Here is a 23,765-nt window from a genome sequence, read left to right as displayed (position 1 = left end):
GTCCCTCCGCCTGCTCAAGCCTTGCTGTAGAGCTGCGCGCCCTTCTTCACGAACTCCACGGCCTTCTCCTGCATGCCCTGGGCCGCGTAGTCGCGCACTTCCTGCGTGATCTTCATCGAGCAGAAATGCGGGCCGCACATGGAACAGAAGTGCGCCACCTTGGCGCTGTCTTTCGGCAGCGTCTCGTCGTGGAAGGCGCGCGCCTTGTCCGGGTCCAGGCCGATGTTGAACTGGTCTTCCCAGCGGAACTCGAAGCGCGCCTTGGACAGCGCGTTGTCGCGGATCTGCGCGCCGGGATGGCCCTTGGCCAGGTCGGCCGCGTGGGCGGCGATCTTGTAGGTGATGATGCCGTCCTTGACGTCGTCCTTGTTCGGCAGGCCCAGGTGCTCCTTGGGCGTGACGTAGCACAGCATGGCCGTGCCGTACCAGCCGATCAGCGCGGCACCGATGCCGGAGGTGATGTGGTCGTAGCCGGGCGCGATGTCGGTGGTCAGCGGGCCCAGCGTGTAGAACGGCGCCTCGCTGCATTGCTCCAGCTGCAGGTCCATGTTCTCCTTGATCAGCTGCATCGGCACGTGGCCCGGGCCTTCGATCATCACCTGCACGCCGTGCTGCCACGCCACCTGGGTCAGTTCGCCCAGCGTCTTCAGCTCGCCCAGCTGCGCTTCGTCGTTGGCGTCGTAGATCGAGCCGGGACGCAGGCCGTCGCCCAGGCTGAAGGACACGTCGTAGGCCTTCATGATTTCGCAGATGTCTTCGAAGTGCGTGTACAGGAAGGATTCCTTGTGGTGCGCCAGGCACCACTTGGCCATGATGGAGCCGCCGCGCGAGACGATGCCGGTCAGGCGCTTGGCCGTCAGCGGCACGTAGCGCAGCAGCACGCCGGCGTGGATGGTGAAGTAGTCCACGCCCTGCTCGGCCTGTTCGATCAGCGTGTCGCGGAAGATCTCCCAGGTCAGGTCCTCGGCTTTGCCGTTGACCTTTTCCAGCGCCTGGTAGATCGGCACGGTGCCGATCGGTACCGGGCTGTTGCGGATGATCCATTCGCGCGTTTCGTGGATATGCTTGCCGGTCGACAGGTCCATCACGTTGTCGCCGCCCCAGCGGATGGCCCAGGTCATCTTCTCCACTTCCTCGCCGATGGACGAGGTGACGGCGGAGTTGCCGATGTTGGCGTTGATCTTGACCAGGAAATTGCGGCCGATGATCATCGGTTCCACTTCCGGGTGGTTGATGTTGGCCGGGATGATGGCGCGGCCGCGGGCGATTTCCTCGCGCACGAATTCCGGCGTGATCTCGGCCGGGATGGAGGCGCCGTAGTTCTGGCCCGGGTGCTGGCGGCCCATCAGGTCGGCCATGCGCTCGCCCATCGGGCCGGACGCCTTCAGCTCTTCCAGGTACTCTTTGCGGCGCAGGTTCTCGCGGATGGCGACGAACTCCATCTCGGGCGTGATGATGCCCTGGCGCGCGTAGTGCATCTGGGTCACATTGCCACCGGCCTTGGCGCGGCGCGGCTTGCGCGTCAGGTTGAAGCGCAGCTCGGCCAGCGCCGGGTCTTCCAGGCGCTGCTTGCCGTACTCCGAGGTCGGACCGTCCAGTTCCTCGGTGTCGTCGCGGTCCAGTATCCACGGCAGGCGCGGCGTGGCCAGGCCGGAGCGGATATCGATCTGCACCTCGGGGTCGGTGTACGGACCGGAGGTGTCGTACACGTAGATGGGGGGATTCTTCTCGTGGCCGAACGAGGCGGACGTGTCGGACTGCGAGATCTCGCGCATGGGTACGCGGATATCCGGGCGGCTGCCCTCGACGTAGATCTTGCGGGAATTAGGAAGTGGCGCGATGGCTGCGCTGTCCACTTCGGCGGTGGCGGACAGGAATTTCGGATTGGCGTTCATTTGGCTCCTTTGTTAGCTACAGGAGCCAGCAAAGGAGGATTCGGCAAATCGCGGCAGCGGCGCGCACCCCGAAGCGCGGGCGCGCGGCGTTGCGGATGGAGGCCTAAAGCTTCCCTTCGCTGGCATTATCCAGATCAGGTTCGGAGGGTATTTCTCACCCGCGCCGCTTTCGCGACGCAGGACCCCTAGCGTGTGCCGCCTTGCGGCAGCGAATCGAATTATACATCTCCCATAGCTGTGTACAACTTATATTTGAAACAATACCGCCTATTGCGGGCGGTACGTTACCGTCAGCGTGTAGCTGGAAGCGGAATAGCCGTTCAGCAGCACGTACACATCGCCGTTGGCGGCCATGGTGACGGTGCAGCTCTCGGTGCTGGTCGAGCCGTCGGACTTGCAGTCATAGGTGCTGGTGGTGGGCACGCTGGTCTTGCGCACGTACAGGTCGGTGTCGCCGCTGCCGGTGGTGGAAGCCTTGAAGCTGCCTGCGCCGGCCTTGAACGGACCGAAGCTGCGGGTCTGGTTGCGGGCCAGGCTGCCGCTGAAGGTTTCCACCTTGTCCGGCAGCGGCAGCACGCCCGGGCCGTCGCTGCCCAGCTCCACCGCGAAGCTCAGGCCCAGCCGCGCGAATTTGAGCGCGTGGTCGGCCTGGTTGCCGCTGTTGGCGTAGGTGTCGTTGGCGGTGTGGATGTAGGGGTTGTCCTGCGAGAACGAGGTCTCGAACGGCATCGAAGTCCAGTAGCCGGCGGCGGTCCAGGAGGCATGGTCCGAGCAGCCGTAGCCGCACTTGTCGTAGCCTATCGTCAGCGTGGGCTGGTAGGTGGTGATCAGGTTGGCGACGAAGGTGTTCTGCTGGCTGTCGGTGTAGTCGGTGTAGATGTAGATGTCGGACGGCGAGCCCTTGTAGTTGGTCATGTCCAGCTGCATCACGCCGACCACGTTGATGTTGTTGTTCTTGTGGTACTGCGCGATTTCCTGCGAGCCGCGCAGGCCGACTTCCTCGGCGGCGTAGCCTATCATCTTGATGGTGCGGCGCGGCTTGTAGCCGCTGGCAATCATGACGCGCAGCGCCTCGGTCATGCTGGCGATGCCGGAGGCGTCGTCGTCCGCGCCTGGCGCGCGGGTCGACTCGCCGGTGCCGCTGCCGCTGATCGAATCCAGGTGGCCGCCCAGCACCACCACTTCCGCAGCGTTGTCGGTGCCGGCGATGGTGGCGACGACCGACTTCTGCGGATAGGCCGCGTGCGTGAACTGCGTCACCGTGATGTCGCTGCGGCCGGCCGCCATGGTGGTCCACTTCTGCTTCAGCCAGTTGGAGGCGGCCACGCCGCTGGTGGTGGTGTAGTAGCGGTTGGTGTGCGCCGACAGGTCGATGATGGTCTGGGCGATGTTGGACGCTTGCATCTGCGGCAGCAGAGGATTAATGACGGTCTGCTGGTCGATCGCGTATGAGGGGCGCGGCACGGCCAGGACGGCCAGCGTGGTCTTGGGCGCCAGCGCGGAAATGCCGGCCGCTTCGCTTACGTGCGCCATGAAGCCGCCGCAGCGGTGCAGTTCCTTGTGCACGGCTGCCGACAGCGCCAGCATCTGCTGCTCGCTCACCTCCACCAGGTGCACCTTCTCCTGGGCGGCGATGGCGTTGGCGCCGCCGGCGGCCACGCTGGTGACCATGGTGGAGCGGCTCTCGCGCTTGACCGCTTGCGGCGCGTTCTTCTTGAGCTGCTCGTAGGCGGCGTCGCCCACGGTGATCCATATCGTGCCGTTCTGCGCGCAGGCGCCGGCGGACGCGCCGGCCAGCAGGCCGGCGACGATCAATGCGTTGATACGAGCTGCCATGTCAGTCTCCAGGAGTCGGTTTTCAGGCGGCCCAAGGTAAACAGTGGCGGGAACGGAGTCAAAAAAATTACAAAAATAGACACAGCTGCGAGCGATGTCTCAGGCTTAACAGCGCCTAGCGGGACACGCCGCAGCTGGCAATGCCTTCAATCGCACCGCTCCACAAGCCAAGATGGCCACGGTTTTTCGCCACGAATTTGCCTTGCACGAAAGCGTAGCGCAAGGTCTTGCAGCGCAGGTCCGCGCCATCCTTGCTGAAGGTGACCCACAGGCCGTTGCGCCGGATGCCATGGTCGTAGTCGTCGCGGTGAAAGTAGATGGCGTCGCCTTCGAACTCGCGCACCAGGTAGCCGGTAACGCGCACCTGCTTGCCGTCGAAGCGGGCCGGGTTGGCCACCAGTTCGATCAGCGACACCTCCTGCGGTGCGCGCGCCTGCGCCGCAGGCGCAGCTTGCGCCACCATCGCCGCTACGCCGGCCGCCATCATCATCCATCCCGCCACAAACGCTTTCACTGCCCTGCTCCGTCAACTATACGAGCGCCTATGATAACCGGGCATCCCGGAACAAAAAAGCCCCGCCGAAGCGGGGCTGACGCGAAGCGCCTGGAATTACTTGGCGGGGTGCGCCGGAGTCGCTGGCGCAGCAGGCGCGGCCGGGGTTGCAGCCGTTGCAGGCGCTGCCGATGAAGCCGGGGTGGCTGCCGAAGCCGGGGCGGCTGGCGTGGCCGGGGTGGCGGCATGCGCTGCCTTGTCGGCGTGGTGCTTGCCGTCCTTGGCGTGCGCCTTCTCTTTCGACTTCTCTGCCTTTTCTACTTTGGCTTCGGCCTTGGCCGACGGCGCGGTGGCCGTGGCCGGGGATTGTGCGAATGCAGCGGTAGCAAACAGGCCGGCGATCAGGGTAGCGATGGTCTTGGTCATGATGGTTTTTCCTTGTTCAGTGAGTGTGCGTTGTCTTCAGTGTCCAGTGCTGCGATTACTTGGCTGCCGAAGCGACTGCCGGGGTGGCCGCAGTAGCCGGGATGGCCGCGGTGGCCGGGGTGGCGGCCGGAGCGCTTGCGGTCTTCTCCGCTGGCTTGGCTTCCTTCTCGGTCTTGGTGTGACGCACTTTCTTCACGGTCTTCTTGTGTTCCTTCGCTGGCTCCGCCTTCACGTCGGTCTTGGCGGCTTCCTTGACTTCAGCCTTGGCGGCAACCGCTTCGGTCTTGGCCGAAGGTGCTGCTGCGGCGGCGGCAGGAGCCGGGGTTTGAGCGAAAGCTGCGGTAGCGAACAGGCCGGCGATCAGGGTAGCGATGGTCTTGGTCATGATGTATTTCCTCTGTAATGATATAAACGGTTTAGGTTGTTTTTTACTGCTTACTTCACTGCAGGGGCAGCTGGCTTTGCTGCTTCCTCTATCTCGTGCACATGTGCCGTGTCACTGGGCAGAAAACGCGGCCCGCCCCCCGGCAGTTGACGGCCTTTACACGCGCTTACAACTTGCTGCAATTGCTTACAGTTGGCCCCCTCTCGCGCACTCGTGCTACTATCGGAAAATGATCACGCCATCCATCCCGCAATCGGCGCAAGCCGCACATTTCGAAGCATGTCCCCGCAGGCCATAGAAGCCTGCTGATCGCGTTACCCCACACATCCTCAGTTTTTCTATCGGCCACAGCGAGTTTCTGCTCCTGTGGCCTTTTGCATTTTTGGAGCCTTCAATGGAGCAAATCCCGGAGCTAATGCTGTACGACACTTACCAGCGCGAGCTGCGTCCTTTCAAGCCGCTTGAACCGGGCAAGGCCGGCCTTTACGCATGCGGACCGACGGTCTACGACTACGCGCATATCGGCAACCTGCGCACCTACCTGTTCGGCGACGTGCTGCGGCGCGTGCTGGCATTGAACGGCTACCAAGTTACGCACGTGCTTTGCATCACCGACGTCGGGCACCTGACCTCGGACGCCGATACCGGCGAGGACAAGATGGAGAAAGGCAGCCGCCGCACCAGCCAGTCGGCGTGGGAGATTGCGGAGTTCTACACCAGGGCGTTCCAGCAGGATCTCGCGCAGTTGCACATCCAGGCGCCGACGGTATGGGCACGCGCCACGCAGCACATAGAAGAACAGATCGCCTTCATTGCCGAGATCGAGCGCAACGGCTTTGCCTACCGCACGGCGGACGGCATCTACTTCGACACGCAGCGCCTGGAACGCTACGGCCACCTGGCGCGCCTCAACATCGCGGGCCAGCAGTCCGGCCACCGCGTGGACATTCGCGACAAGCGCTCCGCCACCGATTTCGCGCTGTGGAAATTCAGCGGCGCTGAACAGCGCCAGATGGAGTGGGACAGTCCTTGGGGCCGGGGCTTCCCGGGCTGGCACATCGAATGCTCGGCCATGTCCACCCGCTATCTGGGCGCGCTGTTCGACATTCATATCGGCGGCGAGGACCATATCCCGGTCCACCATACCAACGAGATCGCACAGCACGAGGCATGCCACAGCCACCCGCCGGCGCGCTATTGGCTGCACGGCGCATTCCTGAAGCTGGAAGGCGGCGACAAGATGTCGAAGTCCGACGGCGGTTTCCTGCGCCTCGCCACAGTTGCCGAGCGCGGCTACGATCCGCTGGCATACCGCTATCTGGCGCTGTCGGCCCACTACCGCTCGCCGCTGTCGTTCTCGTGGGACGCGCTGGATGCCGCGCACACGGCGCTCGGCCGCCTGCGCCAGGCCTGCCATCGCCTGCCGGACGGCGGCCGACCCGATCCCGCATACCGGCAGGCGATGCTGGCCAACCTGAATCAGGATCTGAATACGCCCAGGGCGCTGGCACTGATGTGGGAGCTGCTGAAATCCCCGCTTCCGGGCGCAGTGCAGAAAGCGACCATCCGGTGGCTGGACCAGGTGCTGGGCCTGAGGCTGGATGAGTGGACGCCGCCCCGGCACGCCATTCCTGAGCCGGTGCAGCAACTGGCTGCCGCGCGCGACCTGGCGCGCTCGGAAAGGCGCTGGGCCGACGCGGACGCCACGCGGCTGGCCATCGAGGCGGCGGGCTTCGCGGTGCGCGATACGGCGGCGGGCACCATCGTTGAACCGCGATAGCGCCAGGCGCGCTGCCGCTCAGCGGCTGTGCAGGTGCACCGCCAGCCACAGCGCGCCGTCGCTGACGCTCAGCACCGTGTGCGGGGTTCTCGAGGGGATGAAAAGGTAGTCGCCGGATTTGAGCTGCACGCTCTCGCCATCCACTTGCAGCAGCGCCTCGCCCTGCAGCAGGACCACCCATTCGTCCTGCTCCTGCACATATTCCTGCGATGCGATTTTCGACGAGCTGACGATGCGCTCCACCAGCAGCCCTTTGTGGCTAAGCAGCGCTTCGAAGCGTTCGCCTTCGGGCGGCGGGGCTGCGTCGGCAAACAGGTTGGCTGGGGTCATGGTCGGCTCCTTGAAGTTGGAGCGATTGTACCGGCAAAAAAAATCCCCGCAATTGCGGGGATTTCTGTCAAGGCGGAAGCCGATTACTTGGCGGCAGGTGCGCTCGCCACTTCCGCAGGCTTTACTTCTTTTGCAGCCTTGGCATGCGCCTTGGCCTTGGTTTTTTCGGACTTCTCGTGCGCCTTGGCTTTCTCTACTTTGGCGTCCGCTTTGGCGCTGGCCATGTCTTCGTGGGCGCTGGCGACGGCCTTGGTTTCCTTGGCTTCGGCTTTCGCAACTTCCTTGTGCTCCTTGGCTTCCGCTTTCACCGCTTTGGCTTCAGCTTTGGCGGCCGGCACCGTGGTGGCGGCTGGTGCTGCGGCAGGGGCTGGGGTCTGAGCAAATGCTGCGGTAGCGAACAGGCCGGCGATCAGGGTAGCGATTACGTTTTTCATGTTCAGAGTCCTCTATCAAAGTTGTGGTGTAGGGCACGTTTGCCGTGTCACTGAGCGAAAAACGCGGCCGGAGCCGATGCGGTTGACGCCCCTTACACGTGCTTACAACTTGCTGTATTTGCTTACAGATGGACTTCCCTGGAGCGTGCCTGCCGTTCGAAGCGGTTATCGAAATAGGCGCGCCGGCCGCGCAGCATCTGCCACAGGCTTTCCAGTGGATAGGCTGCGAGGAACACCGGCCCCCACCTTTCATACTGGCGCACATGCTCATGCTCGTGCGGCCGCAGGCGTTCCAGCTCCTGCGCGGTGGTGCCGATGACGCAATGGCCGAACGTGATGGCGGTGAAGGGCAGCCTGCGCAGCCAGGCAGCCTGCCCGCGCTCCGACAGCGCCACCTCGACCACGCCGTCGGCAAGGCGCGAGCGGGCGCCGAACAGGAAGGCGGGAGCGGCCAGGCACAGGCCGAGCGCCGTGCATGGGGAAGCCCAGGCATAGCGCAGCAGGCGGGAAACAAAGGGTGGTGCGGAACGAGGTGCGGACATGGGCGCATCTTAGCACCGGCAACGCGCTACAGGGCGGCGCGGCGGAGCGCCTTCAGCAGCACCGCGCGCGCCTGCTCCTGCTGCGCTTCGCGCGTGATGGTCGCCGCGCCGTCCCCCAGTTGGCGGCCGTAATGGCCGAACTGGGCATGGTTGCCTCCCACGATCTGCACCATCTCCGTCTGCGGCGGCAGCAGGCGCCAGTTGGCCAGCACGCGCGCCGCCGGCGCCACGTCGTCATTGCCGGCGTAGACCTTGGCCACCGGCATGGTGAGCGCTGCCAGGCTATGCTCCTTCGGATGCGTGGTGCCGATCAGTACCAGCGCTGCGGCGCCGCGCCCGCCGCCGCCGGCAAGGCGCGCCGCCAGCGCAGCGCCCTGTGAATGCCCGGCCACCACCCAGCCGGCAACGCCGGGATGCGCCGCCATCGCGCTCGCGGCGCGTGCCAGCGCCTCGGCCTTGTGCGATTGCAGCGGCGCGAAACGGTAGGGCAACTTGACGATGACGACCGGGAAGCCAGCGTCCGCTACCGGCCGCAGCAACGGCGCGTAAGCCTGCGCCGCCACGCCCGCACCGCAAAAGAACAGCAGCGCGGTCCGCGCGCCGGGCGCTGCGGGCTGGAATTCCAGGTAGGCGGCGTCCTCCCGGACGGCGGCGCGCGCATCGGCCTGCAGCAAGCGGCTGTCCACGCCCTGGGTGCGGTAGGAATTGACCAGCCAGACGCTCGATAAAACGGCCCAGGCCAGAAAACCGCGGCTGATCCAGCGCCGCGCGGCGGAGCGCTTACGGGGCGTACTGGTTGCAACTGCGTCCATATGGCCGTCAAAATTATCAATATGGCAGCATTATAGGGCCTAAGCATGGCCAAAAAAATTGTGCACTGCGGTGCCGGCGGCATGCGCAGGGGGCATTGCCCCTTTATAATGGTCGTTTTCGCCTACAACACAGCCCAACATCATGGAATTAGCCAAGTCTTTCGAGCCCGCCGACATTGAACAGTTCTGGCGCAGCGAGTGGGAGAAGCGCGGTTACTACGCCGCCTCCCTCGACCTGTCCAAGCCTTCCTTCAGCATCCAGCTGCCGCCGCCGAACGTGACCGGCACGCTGCACATGGGCCACGCGTTCAACCAGACCATTATGGACGGCCTGACCCGCTACCATCGCATGCTGGGCCATAACACCGCCTGGATCCCGGGCACCGACCACGCCGGCATCGCCACCCAGATCGTGGTGGAGCGCCAGCTGGACGCGCAGAAGATTTCGCGCCATGACCTGGGCCGTGAAAAGTTCATCGAAAAAGTCTGGGAGTGGAAAGAGAAATCCGGTTCCACCATCACCGGCCAGATGCGCCGCATGGGCACCTCCCCTGACTGGGCCCGCGAATACTTCACCATGGACGAGCCGCGCTCGAAAGTGGTGTCCGAAGTGTTCGTGCGCCTGTTCGAACAGGGCCTGATCTACCGCGGCAAGCGCCTGGTCAACTGGGACCCGGTGCTGGGCACCGCAGTGTCCGACCTGGAAGTGGTGTCGGAAGAGGAAGACGGTTCGATGTGGTACATCAAGTACCCGCTGGCCGATGGCAGCGGCTCGCTGACCGTGGCCACCACCCGTCCTGAAACCATGCTGGGCGACGTGGCCGTGGCCGTGGACCCGACCGACGAGCGCTACCAAGCGCTGGTGGGCAAGATGCTCAAGCTGCCGCTGTGCGACCGCGAGATCCCCGTCATCGCCGACTCCTACGTGGACAAGGCCTTCGGCACCGGCTGCGTGAAGATCACCCCTGCGCACGACTTCAACGACTACGCCGTCGGCCAGCGCCACAAGCTGGAAATGATCACCATCCTGACGCTGGACGCGAAGATCGCCGACAACGCGCCGGCCGCCTACCAGGGCATGGACCGCTTCGCCGCCCGCAAGCAGATCGTGGCCGACCTGGACGCGCAAGGCCTGCTGGAGCAGGTCAAGCCGCACAAGCTGATGGTGCCGCGCGGCGACCGCACCGGCGTGGTCATCGAACCGATGCTGACCGACCAGTGGTTCGTCGCCATGAGCAAGCCGGCCCCTGAAGGCACTTTCAACCCGGGCAAGTCGATCACCGACGTGGCGCTGGAAAAAGTGGCCAGCGGCGAGATCAAATTCGTGCCGGAAAACTGGAGCACCACCTACAACCAGTGGCTCAACAACATCCAGGACTGGTGCATTTCGCGCCAGCTGTGGTGGGGCCACCAGATCCCTGCATGGTACGACGAGCAGGGCAACATCTTCGTGGCGCGCACCGAAGCCGAAGCCGTGGCCAAGCAGCAGGCGGCCGGCAGCACCGGCGCCCTGCGCCGCGACAGCGACGTGCTCGACACCTGGTTCTCGTCCGCGCTGGTGCCCTTCTCCACCCTGGGCTGGCCGGAAGAAACGCCTGACCTGAAGGCCTTCCTGCCGTCGTCCGTGCTGGTGACCGGATTCGACATCATCTTCTTCTGGGTCGCGCGCATGGTCATGATGACCGCGCACTTCACCGGCAAGGTGCCGTTCAACACCGTGTACGTGCACGGCCTGGTGCGCGATTCGCAGGGCCAGAAGATGTCCAAGTCCAAGGGCAACACACTCGACCCGATCGACCTGATCGACGGCATCGGCATCGACGCGCTGGTGGAAAAACGCACCACCGGCCTGATGAACCCGAAAACGGCCGAGAAGATCGCCAAGGCCACCCGCAAGGAGTTTCCGGAAGGCATCGCCGCCTACGGCACCGACGCGGTGCGCTTCACGATGGCGTCCTACGCCTCGCTGGGCCGCAACATCAACTTCGACCTGGGCCGCTGCGAAGGCTACCGCAACTTCAGCAACAAGCTGTGGAACGCCACCCGCTTCGTGATGATGAACACCGAGGGCAAGGATTGCAGCGCCAGCGATGCGGACCTGTCGCAGGCCGACAAGTGGATCATCTCGCTGCTGCAGAAGGCCGAGGCGGACGTGGTGAAGGGCTTCGAAGACTACCGCTTCGACAACATCGCCAGCACCATCTACAAGTTCGTGTGGGACGAGTACTGCGACTGGTACCTGGAGCTGGCCAAGGTGCAGGTCCAGAACGGCACCGAAGGCCAGCAGCGCGCCACCCGCCACACGCTGCTGCGCGTACTGGAAGTGGTGCTGCGCATGGCGCACCCGATCATCCCGTTCGTGACCGAGGAACTGTGGCAGGCCGTGGCGCCGCTGGCCGGCAAGGACAGCGCGGGCAAATCAATCATGACCCAGCAATACCCGCTGCCGAACCTGGCCAACATCGACGAAGCGGCCGAAGCCTGGATGGGCGAGCTGAAAACGCTGACCGACGCCACCCGCAACCTGCGCGGCGAAATGAAGCTGGCGCCGTCGCTGCGCGTGCCGCTGATCGTGGAAGCGTCGTCGCCGCAGGACAAGGCTCGCCTGGCCGTGTACGCGCCGTACATCCAGGCGCTGGGCAAGCTGGCCGACGTGGCCATCGTCGACGCGCTGCCGGAAACCACGGCGGCCGTGTCCATCGTCGGCACCACCAAGCTGATGCTGAAAGTGGAAATCGACGTGGCGGCCGAGCGCGAGCGCCTGTCGAAGGAAATCGCCCGCATCGACGCGGAAATCGCCAAGGCCAGCACCAAGCTGTCCAGCGAAAGCTTCGTGGCGCGCGCGCCCGCGGCCGTGGTGGCGCAGGAGAAGGAACGCCTGGCCAACTTCACCGCCACCATCGAGAAGATGCGCGAACAGCTGGCCAAGCTGCCAGCCTAAGCCCGCCGCACTCCCCCGCAAGCCGGCCTCGCGCCGGCTTTTTTTCGTCCTCGTGAAAAATCGAACGACTACTCTATTTTTTACCGCTACACTCGCCAGACAAATATAACCCTGGAGACAACCTTATGCGCAACTGGATCAACACCGGCGCCTTCGCCGCCGCCATCATGGCCATGGCCCCCGCCTTCGCCAATGACGCCTCGCCGGTCGGCCTGTGGAAGAATATCGACGACGTAAGCGGCAAGCCGAAAGCGCTGATCCGCATCAGCGAGAGCAACGGCGTATTGCAAGGCAAAATCGAGAAGCTGTTCCGCGCCCCGGACCAGGAACAGAATCCCAAGTGCGACAAGTGCACCGACGCGCGCAAGGACCAGCCCATCATCGGCATGCAGCTGCTGACCGGCCTGAAGAAAGATGGCGACGCCTATACCGGCGGCGAGATCGTCGATCCGGAAGACGGCAAAGTCTACAAGAGCAAGATGGAACTGGCCGACGGCGGCAAGAAGCTGAAGGTGCGCGGCTACGTCGGCGTGCCGATGTTCGGCCGCTCGCAGACCTGGCTGCGCCAGGAGTAAGGCAGCCGTGCGCTAGACCGGCTGCTGCTCCGGCTCGGGCGCCGGCAGCGGTTCCGACAGCCGCAGCGAATTCGCGTCGCTACGGAACACCAGCGGCTGCAGCGTGCCCGCCGCCTGCGCGCGGTGGGCGTGCACCACGATCTGTTTCAGCTCGCCGTGCCGGGGCGACTTGGCGCACACCGGGTCCGTGCCGGCCGCGTCGCCGGCCAGCGCCAGCGCCTGGCAGCGGCAACCGCCGAAGTCCTTGTGCTTGTCCTCGCAGCTGCGGCACGGCTCCTGCATCCACGCGTCGCCCCGAAACTTGTTGAACGCCTCGCTGTGGTACCAGATGTCGCGCAGGCCGGTCTGCGCCACGTGCGGGAACGCCAGCCCCGGGATGCTGCGCGCCGCATGGCACGGCAGCGCGGCGCCGTCCGCCGCCACCGCCATGAACATCGAGCCCCAGCCGTTCACGCAGGCCTTGGGCCTGCCCTCGAAATAATCCGGCACCACGAACAGGATGCGCAAACGGTCGCCGACCCGCTCGCGATAGCGCTCCACCACCGCCTCTGCCCTGCGCAGCTGCTCCTGCGTCGGCATCAGCTGGGCGCGGTTCACCAGGCCCCAGCCGTAATACTGCGTGTTGGCCAGCTCCAGGTATTCCGCCCCCATCGCCAGCGCCATGTCGATGATGCGGTCCACATGGTCGAGATTGAAGCGGTGCAGCACCACGTTCAGCACCATCGGATACTCGAAACGCTTGATCAGCGCCGCCACGCGCGACTTCAGCTCGTAGGTGCGGGTGCTGCTGAGGAAGTCGTTCATCTCGCGCGTGGAATCCTGGAACGACAGCTGGATGTGGTCCAGGCCCGCCTCCGACAGGCGGCGCAGGCGCTCCTCGGTCAAGCCTATGCCGGACGTGATCAGGTTGGTGTAGTAGCCCAGCCGGCGCCCCTCGGCCACCAGCAGTTCCAGGTCATCGCGCAGCAGCGGTTCGCCGCCCGAGAAGCCCAGCTGCGCGGCGCCCAGCTCGCGCCCCTGGCGCAGCACGTCCAGCCACTGTTCGGTCGTCAGCTCCGCGCGGTTGCGCGCGTAGTCCACCGGGTTGTAGCAGAACGCGCAATGCAGCGGGCAGCGGTAGGTCAGCTCGGCCAGCAACCACAAGGGCGGCGCCACAGGCGCCACCGGTGCGTCGCCAGCCTGCCGGGTGGCCGCCTCAGACAAGCCAGCCCCGCTGCCGCGCATCGGCCACGAAGGCCTGCACGTCCGCCGCCAGCCCGCTGGCGTTGAAGGCTTGCTCCAGCTGCGCCACGATGTCCGGCAAGGCGCTGCGGCCGTCGCAGCGCTTGAGGATCTCGGCCGCGCTGCCGTTCAGCTTCACCATACCCTCCGGGTACAGCAGCACATAGGCGCCCTGCGCCTCTTCCCACTGCAGGCGGAACATCCGCGAAAGCCGGGGCTGACTGGTCATCGTTTCCATGCTTGCCTCACTTGGTTGACTAGCCGTAGGCGCGGTCGATCGCATCCATCATCGACCACAGCACATCGAGCTTGAATTGCAGTATCTCCAGCGCGCGCTCCTGCTGCGGGCGCGTGACGAAATGCGCCAGCGTCACCTGCAAGCCGTGCTCCACGTCGCGCTCGGCCAGCGAAATCCGGCTGCGGAAGTAGTGCAGGCCGGCCGGGTCTATCCACGGGTAGTTGCGCGGCCAGCTGGCCAGCCTGTCCTGGTGGATACGGGGCGCGAACATCTCGGTCAGCGATGAGCACACGCCCTCCTGCCACGACGCCTGGCGCGCGAAGTTGACGTAGGCGTCCACCGCGAAGCGCACGCCGGGCAGCACGTGCTGCAGCGACCACAGTTCGGCGCGCGCAATGCCGACCGCTTCGCCCAGCCGGGACCAGGCTTCGATGCCGCCCTCGTTGTCGCCCCAGCCGTCATGGTCGAGGATGCGCAGCAGCCAGCGGCGGCGCGTTTCGCGGTCCGGGCAGTTGGCCAGGATGGCGGCGTCCTTCTGCGGAATGCGGATCTGGTAGTAGAAGCGGTTGGCCACCCAGCCGCGTAGCTGCTCCGGGGTCAGGCTGCCTTCCTGCATCCGCACATTGAAGGGATGGTGGATGTGGTAGTGCGTTTCCTTGGCCAGCAATTGCGCCTGGAAAGTGAGCGGATCCCAGCGGGGCGCCATGTTCATAGCAGTATCTCCATGCCGTCGTAGGCCAGCTCGATGCCGCGCCCGCGCATGATGGCGTGCTGCGGCGAGTCTTCATCGAGGATGGGGTTGGTGTTGTTGATGTGGATGAGGATCTTGCGGCTGGCCGGCAAGCCGTCCAGCACCTCCATCATGCCGCCGGCGCCGGACTGCGGCAGGTGGCCCATGGCGGCGGCGGGCTTGCCGGAGAAGCCCTGCGCCATCATCTCGTCCTCGGTCCAGAACGTGCCGTCCACCAGCAGGCAGTCGGCTTCGCGCATGGCGGCAGCGGTCAATGGCGCGACGGCGCCCAGGCCGGGCGCGTAGAACAGCTTTTTGCCGGTGAGCAGGTCGTGCGCCAGCAGGCCGATGTTGTCGCCCGGCTGCGGCTGCTCGCGGTGCGGCGAATAAGGCGGCGCCTTGCTGTCGAGCGGCACGGCCGTGAAACGGATGCCCTCCAGCTGCGGCACCGCGAAGCTGCAGGGCTCGCCGCGCGCAACGGCCAGCTCGCGCCATTGCACGCCGCAGTAATGTCCCAGCACCTTCGCCAGCGGGTAGCCGCCCTGCAGGTCCTGCCACACGGGCGCGCTGCAGTACAGCGGGATCGGCCGCCCCTCGCGCAGCATCATCAGGCCGGTCGTGTGGTCCACCTGCGCGTCCATCAGCAGCACGGCGGCGATGCCGCTGTCGCGCGCCGCGCGGGCCGGCTGCAAGGCAGGCGTGGCGCGGATCTGCGCCAGGATGTCGGGCGATGCGTTGACCAGCAGCCAGTCGCTGCCGTTGGCCGAGATCGCGATGGACGACTGGGTGCGCGCGCGGCTGCGGATGGCGCCCCGGCGCAGGCCGTCGCAGTTGCGGCAATTGCAGTTCCACTGCGGATAACCGCCGCCCGCCGCCGAGCCGAGTACGATAATTTTCATGATGCGTCCGATCGGCGCCGCAGCCGCCGCCCGAAGCCGGCGGCTGCGGCCAGCCTTAGCGATTAAAAACGTACAGCGTGATTTCGAAGCCGAAACGGAAGTCGATGAATTCGGGTTTGCTCCATTGCATGACAGTCTCCTTGGGTATATGAGTGGATTGAAGCCCCGAAGCGTGCGCCCCGGGACGTTCATCCCTACCCTCGCAACTTCCGTGCCGTGCGGCCTCGCGCCGTGCACGGCACCTGTGCGCCGTGCCACAACGAGCCGTGTTGAGACAGGTGTTGCAGAATGGATCAGTTGAGCGGAACAACTGAGTGGAACAACAGAGCGGAACCGCGCGTGGGACAACTCAGGCGTGCGCGGCGAACAGCCCAAAACGCCTATATTCCCGTGTTGTTCTTTTGAAAAGGAAAAGCCATGCCGTCCGTCCGCCGCCACGCGCTGATCGCCCTCTCCGTTTGCATGCCCCTGCTGGCCGGCGCCGCCGGCGGCAGCTACAAGGAAAAGGCCGGCGCCAGCGACTACCCGCTGCTGAGCCGCTTCCAGGGCTCCATCCTGGCCAACGCCGGCAGCATCAATTTCGAGCAGGCCGTGGTGCCGCTGGGCGACGGCAAGAGCATGCCGCTGGAAGGCAAGTTCCATAACTACTACTATGTCGCGCCGGCCAGCGTGGGCGACCTGGAAGTATTCCGCAGCTACCAGGCGGCACTGGAGCGCAGCCGCTTCAAGATCCTGTACGCCTGCGACGTGCCGGAACAGTGCGCCCGCCAGAAGCTGGGCGCCTACGCGGCAAGCTGGTCGGAAAAGCCGCAAGCCTTCGTCGGCGGCTATTCCTCGATCACCCGCCTGGGCGAGAACGGCAACTACCCGCCGCGCTACCTGGTGGCGCAGCTGGCGCGGCCGGAAGGCAATGTGACGGCCATCCTCACGGTGCAGCCGGCCTCCAGCACGCAGAAGGACAACGGCGTCGGCAGCCCCTATTTCCTGCAGGTGATCGAATCGGGCGCAATGAAGGCCGGCAACGTCACGGTGAGCGCGGACGAGTTGGGCAAAGGCCTGGCCGCAGAGGGCAAGATCGCCCTGTACGGCGTGTTCTTCGACACCGGCAAGGCCGGGCTCAGGCCGGAATCCAAGACCCAGCTGGACGAAATGGGCAAGCTGCTCACGCAGAACAAGCAGCTGAAGGTGGCCATCGTCGGCCACACCGACAACCAGGGCAGCCTGGAAGCCAACAGCACGCTGTCGCAAAAGCGCGCGGAAGCCGTGGTGGCTGCGCTGGGTGGCACCTACAAGATCGACACCAGGCGCCTGCTGGCGCGCGGCGTGGCCAGCCTGGCGCCGGTGGCGTCCAACGGCAGCGAGGCCGGGCGCGCCAAAAACCGCCGCGTGGAGCTGGTGGAACAGTAATTAAGGATGGGCCGGGGCCGGGCCGGCGCCGCGCAGGCCGGCGGCTCTCACCTTGGCCAGGTGGCGGTCCAGCGTGTTGGCGAAACTCCGGCTGTCGGCCTGGCTGAATGGCGCCGGGCCGCCGGTGTCGACGCCGCCGCTGCGCAGTTCTTCCATGAAGGCGCGCATGGTCAGCATCTGGGCGATGTTGTCATTGGTGTAGAACTCGCCGTGCGGATTGAGCGCCAGGCCGCCCTTCTTCAGCACGTCCGACGCCAGCGGGATGTCGGCCGTGACGACCAGGTCGCCCGGCGCCAGCAGGCGCACGATTTCCTGGTCCGCCACGTCCGCGCCGGACGGCACTTGCACCGAGCGCACGAAGCGCGACGGCGGCACCCGCATCAGCTGGTTCGCCACCAGGGTGACCTGCATCTGCGTACGTTCGGCCACCCGGTACAGGATCTCCTTGATCACGGCCGGACAAGCGTCCGCGTCCACCCAAATTTGCATGTACTGCTTTCTTAAAAAGGAATATAGGCGATGCCGTGCTCTATGGTGCCGATGACTTGCGCCATGTTTTCCGGGCTTTCGCTGAAGTCCACCAGCAGCTGCGCACGCATGGCGCCATTGTCCAGTGCGTTCACCCAGAAGTCCAGCCCCGCCTGCTTCGGATCGCGGTGCAGGATGTTGTGGTACAGCTCCGTGACGAATTGCTGGTTGGACTGCCCGCTGCCGTACAGCCGCGCGTACTCGGGGCTGCCCAGGAAGGACGAGGCCACGTCGCGCAGCGCCACGCCGGCGTCGAGCGATGCAATCCAGAAGCCCAGGCCGGGCAGGTCCGGCTGGCGGTCGAAGGCGGCCTGGTACAGGCGGTAGGCCTGGCCTGCGTTGCCGTCCACATCCAGGCCGATGGTGCGATCGGAGAACACCACCCGCTCCACGTTGACCAGCGCGTCGCTGATGCCGTGGCCGTCGGTGGCCAGGAAGCCGCCGGCGGACTTGCGCAGCGTGAACTCGGTGCTGGCCTTCGCGTACTTCACTTCGTCGAGGCCCGCGCTGCCCAGCACCAGCGACGGGCTGGGCGGCGGCGCGCCCTGCACCGTGCCGTCCTGCACCACGAACTGGGTGGTGATGCCCATCAGCGCGAGCTGGACCGCGCTGTATTCGGTCGAGTTGCCGCTTTGATCGGTGACCACGGCGCTCAACAGGTTGTAGGTGCCCAGCGCGGTTTCGGCCGACAGCGTGCCGGTGTAGGCCGCCGTGTTCAGCGTGCCGTCGAAGAAGGTGTCGCTGCCGCCGACGAAGCCGCCGATCGATACCGCCGGACCGGTAAAGGTGTCGAGATAGAAGTCGCGGTCGAAGAACAGGTCCACCCCAGCCACGCCGCTGCCGCCCTCGCCGTCCTGCGCGTGGGCGGTGAAGCTGAGCTGCTGGGCGCCGCTGCTCAGGTCCACCACGCCGGGCAGCACCAGCCCGGTCAGCACCGGCGCCGTGGTGTCGGCCACGCCGCCGGTCACCGTGACCGAGGTGTTGAAGCCCATGGCCTTCAGGTCGCTTTCAAAGTAGTGGCGCACATTGCCCGCCAGGTCGAAGACTTCCACTTCGTAGACGCTGTAGACGCCAGGCGGCGTGGCGGTGCTGAGCGGGAACACACGGCTGGAGGAGCCATCGCTCAAGGGGTCGGCGCTGCCCGGCAAGCCGATGGCGATGGCCTGGCTGGGCCCCAGCGGCGACAGCGGCGCCTGCTGCATCCAGACCTGCGCCCAGCCGGGGCCCGAGCCGCCGACTTCATCGCGCGCGTCCACCCGCAGCGCCAGGTTGCGCGAGCCCAGGCTGAGGTCCAGCGTGGAGGACATGGAAAAGCTGACGAGGCGGGGAACGGTAATGTCCATGGGGAGGTGTCCGATCGAACTGAAGAGGGTGCAGTGGCTGGGCTGGCCTTGTGATACCGCAAGGCAATATTTAGCAGCCTAACCCTGCACACCGCAACATTCAATGACGCTTCGTTACGACCGAAAGTTACTGTCGCAGCCCGTCCACAGGCGCCACGCCGCCGAATCGGCGCCGGAGTTGGCGAGGTGTTATCGCCTGTTGCAACATAGCTATTTGCGTTTCAGCTCGATTTCAAACAGCTTGGGCCATAGCTTTCCGGTTACAAACAGGCGGCGCTTCGCGCTATCGTAGGCGATCCCGTTGAGGACATTGTCGCCGCCCGCTTCGATGCCAGCCTTGGCCGCCAGGCCGCTCAGGTCGATCCAGCCGAGCACGCGGCCGCTGAACGGATCGATGCGGGCAATCTTGTCGGTTTGCCAGATGTTGGCGTAGATCTGCCCTTCCACCCACTCCAGCTCGTTGATCTGCGTGACCGGCTCGCCGTCGGCGGTGACGCGGATGCGGCGCGTCTGCTGCATGGTTTTCGGGTCCAGCACGCGGATGTAGGCGGTGCCGTCGCTCATGTAGAGGCGCTCGCCGTCGGTCGCCAGCGCCCAGCCTTCGCCGGGGTAGCTGAAGGTCTGCTTCAGCTGCAGGGTTTCGCTGTCGAAAATGAAGCCGGTCTGGCTGGTCCACGTCAGGCCGATGATGACATTGCCCACCGCCGTGATGCCTTCGCCGAAGAATTGCGGCGGGATGTCGGTCTTGAGCAGCACCTTGCCGGTTTCCAGCGCCACCTTGCGTACCGATGAGCGGCCGTTCAGGCCGGTGCTCTCGTACAGGATGCCGTTCTGGAACAGCAAGCCTTGCGTGAAGGCTTGCGGGTCGTGCGGATAGCTGCGCTTGATTTCGTAGCCGTACACCGGCAAGGCGGCCTGCGCGGCGGATGACGCAAAGACCGGCGCGCACAGCGCCAGCGCGGCGGCCAGGCGCGCCGCCGTAGTGAAGGTTGCGTTACGCATTATTGGTCCCACAAGTCGCCGGTTGGATTGGTGCGCGGCGGGGTGACGCCGAAATGCTGGTAGGCCGCCGCCGTGGCCACGCGGCCGCGCGGCGTGCGCTGCAGGTAGCCTTGCTGGATCAAATACGGTTCCAGCACGTCCTCGATGGTGTCGGCGGCCTCGCCGATGGCGGCCGCCAGGTTGCCGATGCCGACCGGGCCGCCGCCGAATTTGTACAGCACCGCCTCCAGCAGCTTGCGGTCCATCACGTCGAAGCCGACGGTGTCGACGTCCAGCATCACCAGCGCGGCGGCGGCGACCTCGCGCGTGATGTCGCCGTTGCCCTTCACTTCCGCGAAGTCGCGCACGCGGCGCAGCAGGCGGTTGGCGATACGCGGCGTGCCGCGCGCGCGGCGCGCGATTTCGGCCGCGCCCTCCACGTCGATGCTGGCCTTGAGCAGCGCGGCGCTGCGGCTGACGATCTTGGTCAGCTCGGGCACGGTGTAGAACTCCAGCCGCGCCACGATGCCGAAGCGGTCGCGCAGCGGGTTGGTCAGCATGCCGGCGCGGGTGGTGGCGCCCACCAAGGTAAACGGCTGCAGGTCCAGCTTCACGGAACGCGCCGCCGGGCCCTCGCCTATCATGATGTCGATCTGGTAGTCTTCCAGCGCCGGGTACAGGATCTCCTCGACCACCGGCGACAGGCGGTGGATCTCGTCGATGAACAGCACGTCGTTCGCTTCCAGGTTGGTCAGGATGGCCGCCAGGTCGCCCGGACGCTCCAGCACCGGGCCGGAAGTCTGGCGCAGGTTCACGCCCATTTCGCGCGCGATGATGTTGGCCAGCGTGGTCTTGCCCAGGCCGGGCGGGCCGAACAGCAAGGTATGGTCCAGCGCTTCCTTGCGGCCGCGCGCGGCGGCGATGAAGATTTCCAGCTGGTCGCGGATCTTGGCCTGCCCGACGTATTCATCGAGGTGCTTGGGGCGCAAGGCGCGTTCGATGGCCTCCTCGTTCGGCGACGAGGGCGCGGCATCGATGATGCGCTGCTCGGTGAAATTGTCGGTCTGGATGCTCATTACTTTTTAACCTTTGGACAGCGCTTTGAGCGCCTGCTTGATGCCGTCCGACACGCCGGCGCCGGCGGGGACGGTCTTCAGCGCCAGCAGCGCTTCCTTGTCAGAATACCCCAAAGCGATCAGCGCGTTCAGGATGTCCGCTTGCGCGTCGTGCACCGGGTGGGCGTGGCCGGCGCCGATATCCGCGCCCAGCTTGCCTTTCAGCTCCAGCAGCAGGCGCTCGGCGGTCTTCTTGCCGATGCCGGGCACTTTCACCAGGCGGCCCGATTCCTGCAGCGTAACGGCCTGCGCCAGGTCGGCGATGGACATGCCGGACAGGATGGACAGCGCGGTGCGCGCGCCCACGCCGCTGATTTTAATGAGCTGGCGGAACACGGCGCGTTCTTCAGCGTTGCCGAAGCCGAACAGCAGGTGCGCGTCCTCTCGGATGGCCTGATGAGTGAACAGCACCACCTTCTCGCCCACGCCGGGCAAGTTGTAGAAGGTGCTCATGGGCACGTCGACTTCGTAGCCGACGCCTTGCACGTCAACCAGCAGTTGCGGGGGATTTTTTTCAAGCAGGATGCCGGAGAGACGTCCGATCATGTGTGAACCTTCAGTATGGGTTTAATCGACCAGGCGGCCGCGGCGCATGCGCAGCCCGGCCAGGGGGCTGCCGGCCTGGCCGGCCTGGTCCGGGAGCGCGCCGGCCAGCGCGATCATGGCCAGCGCGTCGTGGCTGTTGGCGTGGCAGATGGCCACGCCGAGCGCGTCGGCCGCATCCGAGCCCGGCAGGCCGGGCAGCGCCAGCAGGCGCGCCACCATGTCCTGCACCTGGGCCTTGGCGGCCTTGCCGGTGCCGACCACGGCCTGCTTGAGCTGGGTGGGCGAGTACTCCGCCACGGACAGGCCGTTGCTGACCAGCGCGCAGATGGCCGCGCCGCGCGCCTGGCCCAGCAGCAGGGTCGATTGGGGATTGACGTTGACGAAGACTTTTTCGATGGCCGAGCAGTCCGGCTGGTAGGTGGCGGCCACTTCGCCGACGCCGTCCAGGATGACCTTGAGCCGGGTCGGCAGGTCGCCTTCGCCAGACTTGATGGTGCCGGACGCGATGTAGCGCAGCTTCGCGCCCTGCTTGTGGATGACGCCGAAGCCGGTGGTGCGCAAGCCTGGGTCGATGCCGAGAATAATCATGCTCGGATTGTACATCAACAACATGGCTGGCAAGCAGCAAAAGCTGTATATATGCACAGTGCAATAAAAACGGGGCCGGACAGGTTTCCCCGTCCGGCCCCGTTTCCGGGAACCTGACTGCGATTAATGGCGGAAGTGGCGGGTGCCGGTGTACAGCATCACCACGCCGCGCTCGTCGGCGGCGTCGATCACTTCCTGGTCGCGCATCGAGCCGCCCGGCTGGATCACGCAGCTCGCGCCGGCGTCAACCACCACGTCCAGGCCGTCGCGGAACGGGAAGAAGGCATCCGACGCCACCACCGAACCGGCCAGGGTCAGGCCGGCGTTCTGCGCCTTGATGGAGGCGATGCGCGCGGAGTCGATGCGGCTCATCTGGCCGGCGCCCACGCCCAGCGTCATGTTGTTGCCGCAGAAGACGATGGCGTTGGACTTGACGTATTTGGCAACGCGCCAGGCGAACATCAGGTCTTGCAGCTGCTGCTGGGTAGGCTGCAGCTTGGTCACCACTTTCAGCTCGGCCAGCAGCACGTTTTTCGAGTCGGCCGACTGCACCAGCAGGCCGCCGCCGACGCGCTTGAAGTCCATCGCGTTGACGCCGTTGCCCAAAGGAATTTCCAGCAGGCGCACGTTCTGCTTGGCCGACAGGATCTGCCTGGCTTCCGCGGTAAACGACGGCGCGATCAGCACTTCCACGAACAGCTTGGCCAGTTCGGCGGCGGCGCTGCCGTCCACTTCCACGTTGAAGGCGATGATGCCGCCGAAGGCCGAGGTCGGGTCGGTCTGCAGCGCGCGCTTGTAGGCGTCGGCCGCGTTGGCGCCCAGCGCCACGCCGCACGGGTTGGCGTGCTTGACGATGACGCAGGCTGCCGACTGGTCGAAGCTGCCCATCGACTTCACGCATTCCCACGCGGCGTCCGCGTCGGCGATGTTGTTGTACGACAGTTCCTTGCCCTGCAGCTGGGTGTAGTTGGCCAGCGCGCCGGCCACCGGCGCCAGGTCGCGGTAGAACGCGGCCGACTGGTGCGGGTTTTCGCCGTAGCGCATGTCCTGCACTTTTTCAAAGTGCGCGTTCAGCGTTTGCGGGTAGGCGGCGCGGGTGGCGTGCTCGCGGTCCGGGCCCAGGCTGGACAGGTAGTTGGCGATGGCGCCGTCGTACTGCGCGGTGTGCGCGTAGACCTTCTTGGCCAGCATGAAGCGGGTTTCGTAGGACACGTAGCCGGGCGCGTTGTCGGTGGTCTTCATCTCGGCCAGCACGTGGCCGTAGTCGGACGGGTCGCAGATCACCACCACGTCCTTGTGGTTCTTGGCCGACGAGCGCAGCATGGCCGGGCCGCCGATGTCGATGTTCTCGATCGCGTCGTCCAGCGTGCAGCTGTCCTTGGCCACCGTGGCCTGGAACGGATACAGGTTCACCACCACCATGTCGATGGTCGGAATGCCGTGCTCTTCCAGCTTGGCCATGTGCTCCGGGAAATCGCGGCGCGCCAGGATGCCGCCGTGCACTTTCGGGTGCAGCGTCTTGACGCGGCCATCCAGCATTTCCGGGAAGCCGGTGTAGTCGGCCACTTCGGTCACGGCAACGCCGTTGTCGGCGAGCAGCTTGGCGGTGCCGCCGGTGGACAGGATGTTGACGCCCATGGTGGACAGGGCACGGGCGAAGTCCAGGACGCCGGTCTTGTCGGAAACGGAGATGAGAGCTTGTTTAATCATGGCTGTGGCT

The 23,765-nt window shown here is 65.5% G+C and carries 25 protein-coding genes and 1 riboswitch; of the genes, 4 read left to right on the top strand and 21 right to left on the bottom strand.

The annotated features are described in order from the left end of the window. Positions 1-14: 14 nt before the first annotated feature. The 5 genes from thiC to ASD15_RS08630 all read right to left on the bottom strand — a co-directional run bounded on the left by thiC (position 15) and on the right by ASD15_RS08630 (position 5,035). Entirely contained in the window at positions 15-1,895 is a 1,881-nt protein-coding gene (gene thiC, locus ASD15_RS08650) for a phosphomethylpyrimidine synthase ThiC (protein ID WP_057154431.1), read from the bottom strand. 94 nt (positions 1,896-1,989) lie between these two features. Next, positions 1,990-2,092, bottom strand: a riboswitch (TPP riboswitch). 70 nt (positions 2,093-2,162) lie between these two features. Then, positions 2,163-3,731 carry a M20/M25/M40 family metallo-hydrolase gene (locus tag ASD15_RS08645; protein WP_057154430.1) on the bottom strand — a complete coding sequence of 523 codons (1,569 nt, stop codon included), beginning with the start codon at positions 3,729-3,731 and terminating at the stop codon, positions 2,163-2,165. Positions 3,732-3,846: 115 nt separating this feature from the next. Continuing rightward, positions 3,847-4,245 carry a hypothetical protein gene (locus ASD15_RS08640; RefSeq protein ID WP_157200866.1) on the bottom strand — a complete coding sequence of 133 codons (399 nt, stop codon included), beginning with the start codon at positions 4,243-4,245 and terminating at the stop codon, positions 3,847-3,849. A 96-nt stretch (positions 4,246-4,341) separates the two neighbouring features. Further along, positions 4,342-4,650: a hypothetical protein gene (locus ASD15_RS08635; RefSeq protein WP_057154428.1), complete on the bottom strand. Its 309-nt coding sequence runs from the start codon at positions 4,648-4,650 to the stop codon at positions 4,342-4,344. 55 nt (positions 4,651-4,705) lie between these two features. Next, a complete protein-coding gene (locus ASD15_RS08630; protein WP_057154427.1) occupies positions 4,706-5,035 on the bottom strand; it encodes a hypothetical protein in 330 nt (109 codons plus the stop codon). Positions 5,036-5,429: 394 nt separating this feature from the next. Here ASD15_RS08630 and cysS point away from each other — a divergent pair, with 394 nt between their 5' ends. Beyond that, positions 5,430-6,815 (top strand): cysteine--tRNA ligase, encoded by a 1,386-nt coding sequence (cysS, locus tag ASD15_RS08625; protein WP_057154426.1) that lies wholly within the window; start codon positions 5,430-5,432, stop codon positions 6,813-6,815. Between the two features lie 18 nt (positions 6,816-6,833). On the opposite strand, the gene ASD15_RS08620 is transcribed toward cysS, so the two are convergent. From ASD15_RS08620 to ASD15_RS08605, 4 genes are all read right to left on the bottom strand, one after another. Continuing rightward, positions 6,834-7,145 (bottom strand): cupin domain-containing protein, encoded by a 312-nt coding sequence (locus ASD15_RS08620; RefSeq protein WP_057154425.1) that lies wholly within the window; start codon positions 7,143-7,145, stop codon positions 6,834-6,836. A gap of 83 nt (positions 7,146-7,228) precedes the next feature. Further along, a complete protein-coding gene (locus ASD15_RS08615) occupies positions 7,229-7,579 on the bottom strand; it encodes a hypothetical protein (RefSeq protein WP_057154424.1) in 351 nt (116 codons plus the stop codon). 122 nt (positions 7,580-7,701) lie between these two features. Continuing rightward, the gene (locus ASD15_RS08610) at positions 7,702-8,121 is read right to left on the bottom strand and encodes a hypothetical protein (RefSeq protein ID WP_057154423.1); all 420 of its coding nucleotides are present in this window, start codon (positions 8,119-8,121) and stop codon (positions 7,702-7,704) included. A 26-nt stretch (positions 8,122-8,147) separates the two neighbouring features. Beyond that, positions 8,148-8,933: an alpha/beta hydrolase gene (locus ASD15_RS08605; protein WP_057154422.1), complete on the bottom strand. Its 786-nt coding sequence runs from the start codon at positions 8,931-8,933 to the stop codon at positions 8,148-8,150. A 142-nt stretch (positions 8,934-9,075) separates the two neighbouring features. Between ASD15_RS08605 and ASD15_RS08600 the strand changes: the two genes are divergently transcribed. Continuing rightward, positions 9,076-11,874, top strand: a complete 2,799-nt coding sequence (locus ASD15_RS08600; RefSeq protein WP_057154421.1) for a valine--tRNA ligase — start codon at positions 9,076-9,078, stop codon at positions 11,872-11,874. A 125-nt stretch (positions 11,875-11,999) separates the two neighbouring features. Continuing rightward, on the top strand, positions 12,000-12,449 hold the full coding sequence (locus tag ASD15_RS08595) for a DUF2147 domain-containing protein (protein WP_057154420.1): 450 nt from the start codon (positions 12,000-12,002) through the stop codon (positions 12,447-12,449). A 12-nt stretch (positions 12,450-12,461) separates the two neighbouring features. Here the strand turns inward: ASD15_RS08595 and pqqE are convergent, their stop codons facing one another. Genes pqqE through pqqA form a run of 5 tightly spaced genes read right to left on the bottom strand, consistent with a single transcriptional unit; the run spans position 12,462 to position 15,667 of the window. Next, positions 12,462-13,673 carry a pyrroloquinoline quinone biosynthesis protein PqqE gene (pqqE, locus tag ASD15_RS08590; protein ID WP_057154419.1) on the bottom strand — a complete coding sequence of 404 codons (1,212 nt, stop codon included), beginning with the start codon at positions 13,671-13,673 and terminating at the stop codon, positions 12,462-12,464. After that, positions 13,645-13,899, bottom strand: a complete 255-nt coding sequence (gene pqqD / locus ASD15_RS08585; RefSeq protein ID WP_229418115.1) for a pyrroloquinoline quinone biosynthesis peptide chaperone PqqD — start codon at positions 13,897-13,899, stop codon at positions 13,645-13,647. The genes pqqE and pqqD overlap by 29 nt, the downstream gene beginning before the upstream one ends. Before the next feature lie 28 nt (positions 13,900-13,927). Beyond that, positions 13,928-14,620, bottom strand: a complete 693-nt coding sequence (pqqC, locus tag ASD15_RS08580; RefSeq protein WP_057154417.1) for a pyrroloquinoline-quinone synthase PqqC — start codon at positions 14,618-14,620, stop codon at positions 13,928-13,930. Continuing rightward, entirely contained in the window at positions 14,617-15,540 is a 924-nt protein-coding gene (pqqB, locus tag ASD15_RS08575) for a pyrroloquinoline quinone biosynthesis protein PqqB (RefSeq protein WP_229418127.1), read from the bottom strand. Before pqqB ends, pqqC begins: the two co-directional genes overlap by 4 nt. 52 nt (positions 15,541-15,592) lie before the next feature. Beyond that, a complete protein-coding gene (gene pqqA, locus ASD15_RS33795) occupies positions 15,593-15,667 on the bottom strand; it encodes a pyrroloquinoline quinone precursor peptide PqqA (RefSeq protein WP_093552962.1) in 75 nt (24 codons plus the stop codon). A 287-nt stretch (positions 15,668-15,954) separates the two neighbouring features. On the opposite strand from pqqA, the gene ASD15_RS08570 reads away from it, so the two are divergent. Next, complete coding sequence (locus tag ASD15_RS08570) at positions 15,955-16,944, top strand: OmpA family protein (RefSeq protein WP_057154415.1); 990 nt, start codon at positions 15,955-15,957, stop codon at positions 16,942-16,944. Here ASD15_RS08570 and ASD15_RS08565 read toward each other — a convergent pair whose 3' ends face one another. The 7 genes from ASD15_RS08565 to purH form a co-directional block, all read right to left on the bottom strand. After that, positions 16,945-17,433: a YaiI/YqxD family protein gene (locus ASD15_RS08565; protein WP_057154414.1), complete on the bottom strand. Its 489-nt coding sequence runs from the start codon at positions 17,431-17,433 to the stop codon at positions 16,945-16,947. 11 nt (positions 17,434-17,444) lie between these two features. Continuing rightward, complete coding sequence (locus tag ASD15_RS08560) at positions 17,445-18,815, bottom strand: DUF4214 domain-containing protein (protein WP_057154413.1); 1,371 nt, start codon at positions 18,813-18,815, stop codon at positions 17,445-17,447. A gap of 210 nt (positions 18,816-19,025) precedes the next feature. Next, positions 19,026-19,817 (bottom strand): glutaminyl-peptide cyclotransferase, encoded by a 792-nt coding sequence (locus ASD15_RS08555; protein WP_057154412.1) that lies wholly within the window; start codon positions 19,815-19,817, stop codon positions 19,026-19,028. Continuing rightward, entirely contained in the window at positions 19,817-20,872 is a 1,056-nt protein-coding gene (ruvB, locus tag ASD15_RS08550) for a Holliday junction branch migration DNA helicase RuvB (protein WP_057154411.1), read from the bottom strand. The genes ASD15_RS08555 and ruvB overlap by 1 nt, the downstream gene beginning before the upstream one ends. Before the next feature lie 6 nt (positions 20,873-20,878). Beyond that, positions 20,879-21,457, bottom strand: coding sequence for a Holliday junction branch migration protein RuvA (gene ruvA, locus ASD15_RS08545; RefSeq protein WP_056398405.1), 579 nt, complete (start codon positions 21,455-21,457; stop codon positions 20,879-20,881). A 21-nt stretch (positions 21,458-21,478) separates the two neighbouring features. Continuing rightward, a complete protein-coding gene (gene ruvC / locus ASD15_RS08540; RefSeq protein ID WP_057154564.1) occupies positions 21,479-22,045 on the bottom strand; it encodes a crossover junction endodeoxyribonuclease RuvC in 567 nt (188 codons plus the stop codon). 123 nt (positions 22,046-22,168) lie between these two features. Continuing rightward, the gene (purH, locus tag ASD15_RS08535; protein WP_057154410.1) at positions 22,169-23,755 is read right to left on the bottom strand and encodes a bifunctional phosphoribosylaminoimidazolecarboxamide formyltransferase/IMP cyclohydrolase; all 1,587 of its coding nucleotides are present in this window, start codon (positions 23,753-23,755) and stop codon (positions 22,169-22,171) included. Positions 23,756-23,765 lie beyond the last annotated feature (10 nt).

This window comes from Massilia sp. Root351 (assembly GCF_001425045.1).
Classification (GTDB): Bacteria; Pseudomonadota; Gammaproteobacteria; order Burkholderiales; family Burkholderiaceae_D; genus Rugamonas.
Note: the sequence above shows the minus strand (reverse complement) of the source record. Positions and strands in the feature narration are given on the sequence as shown.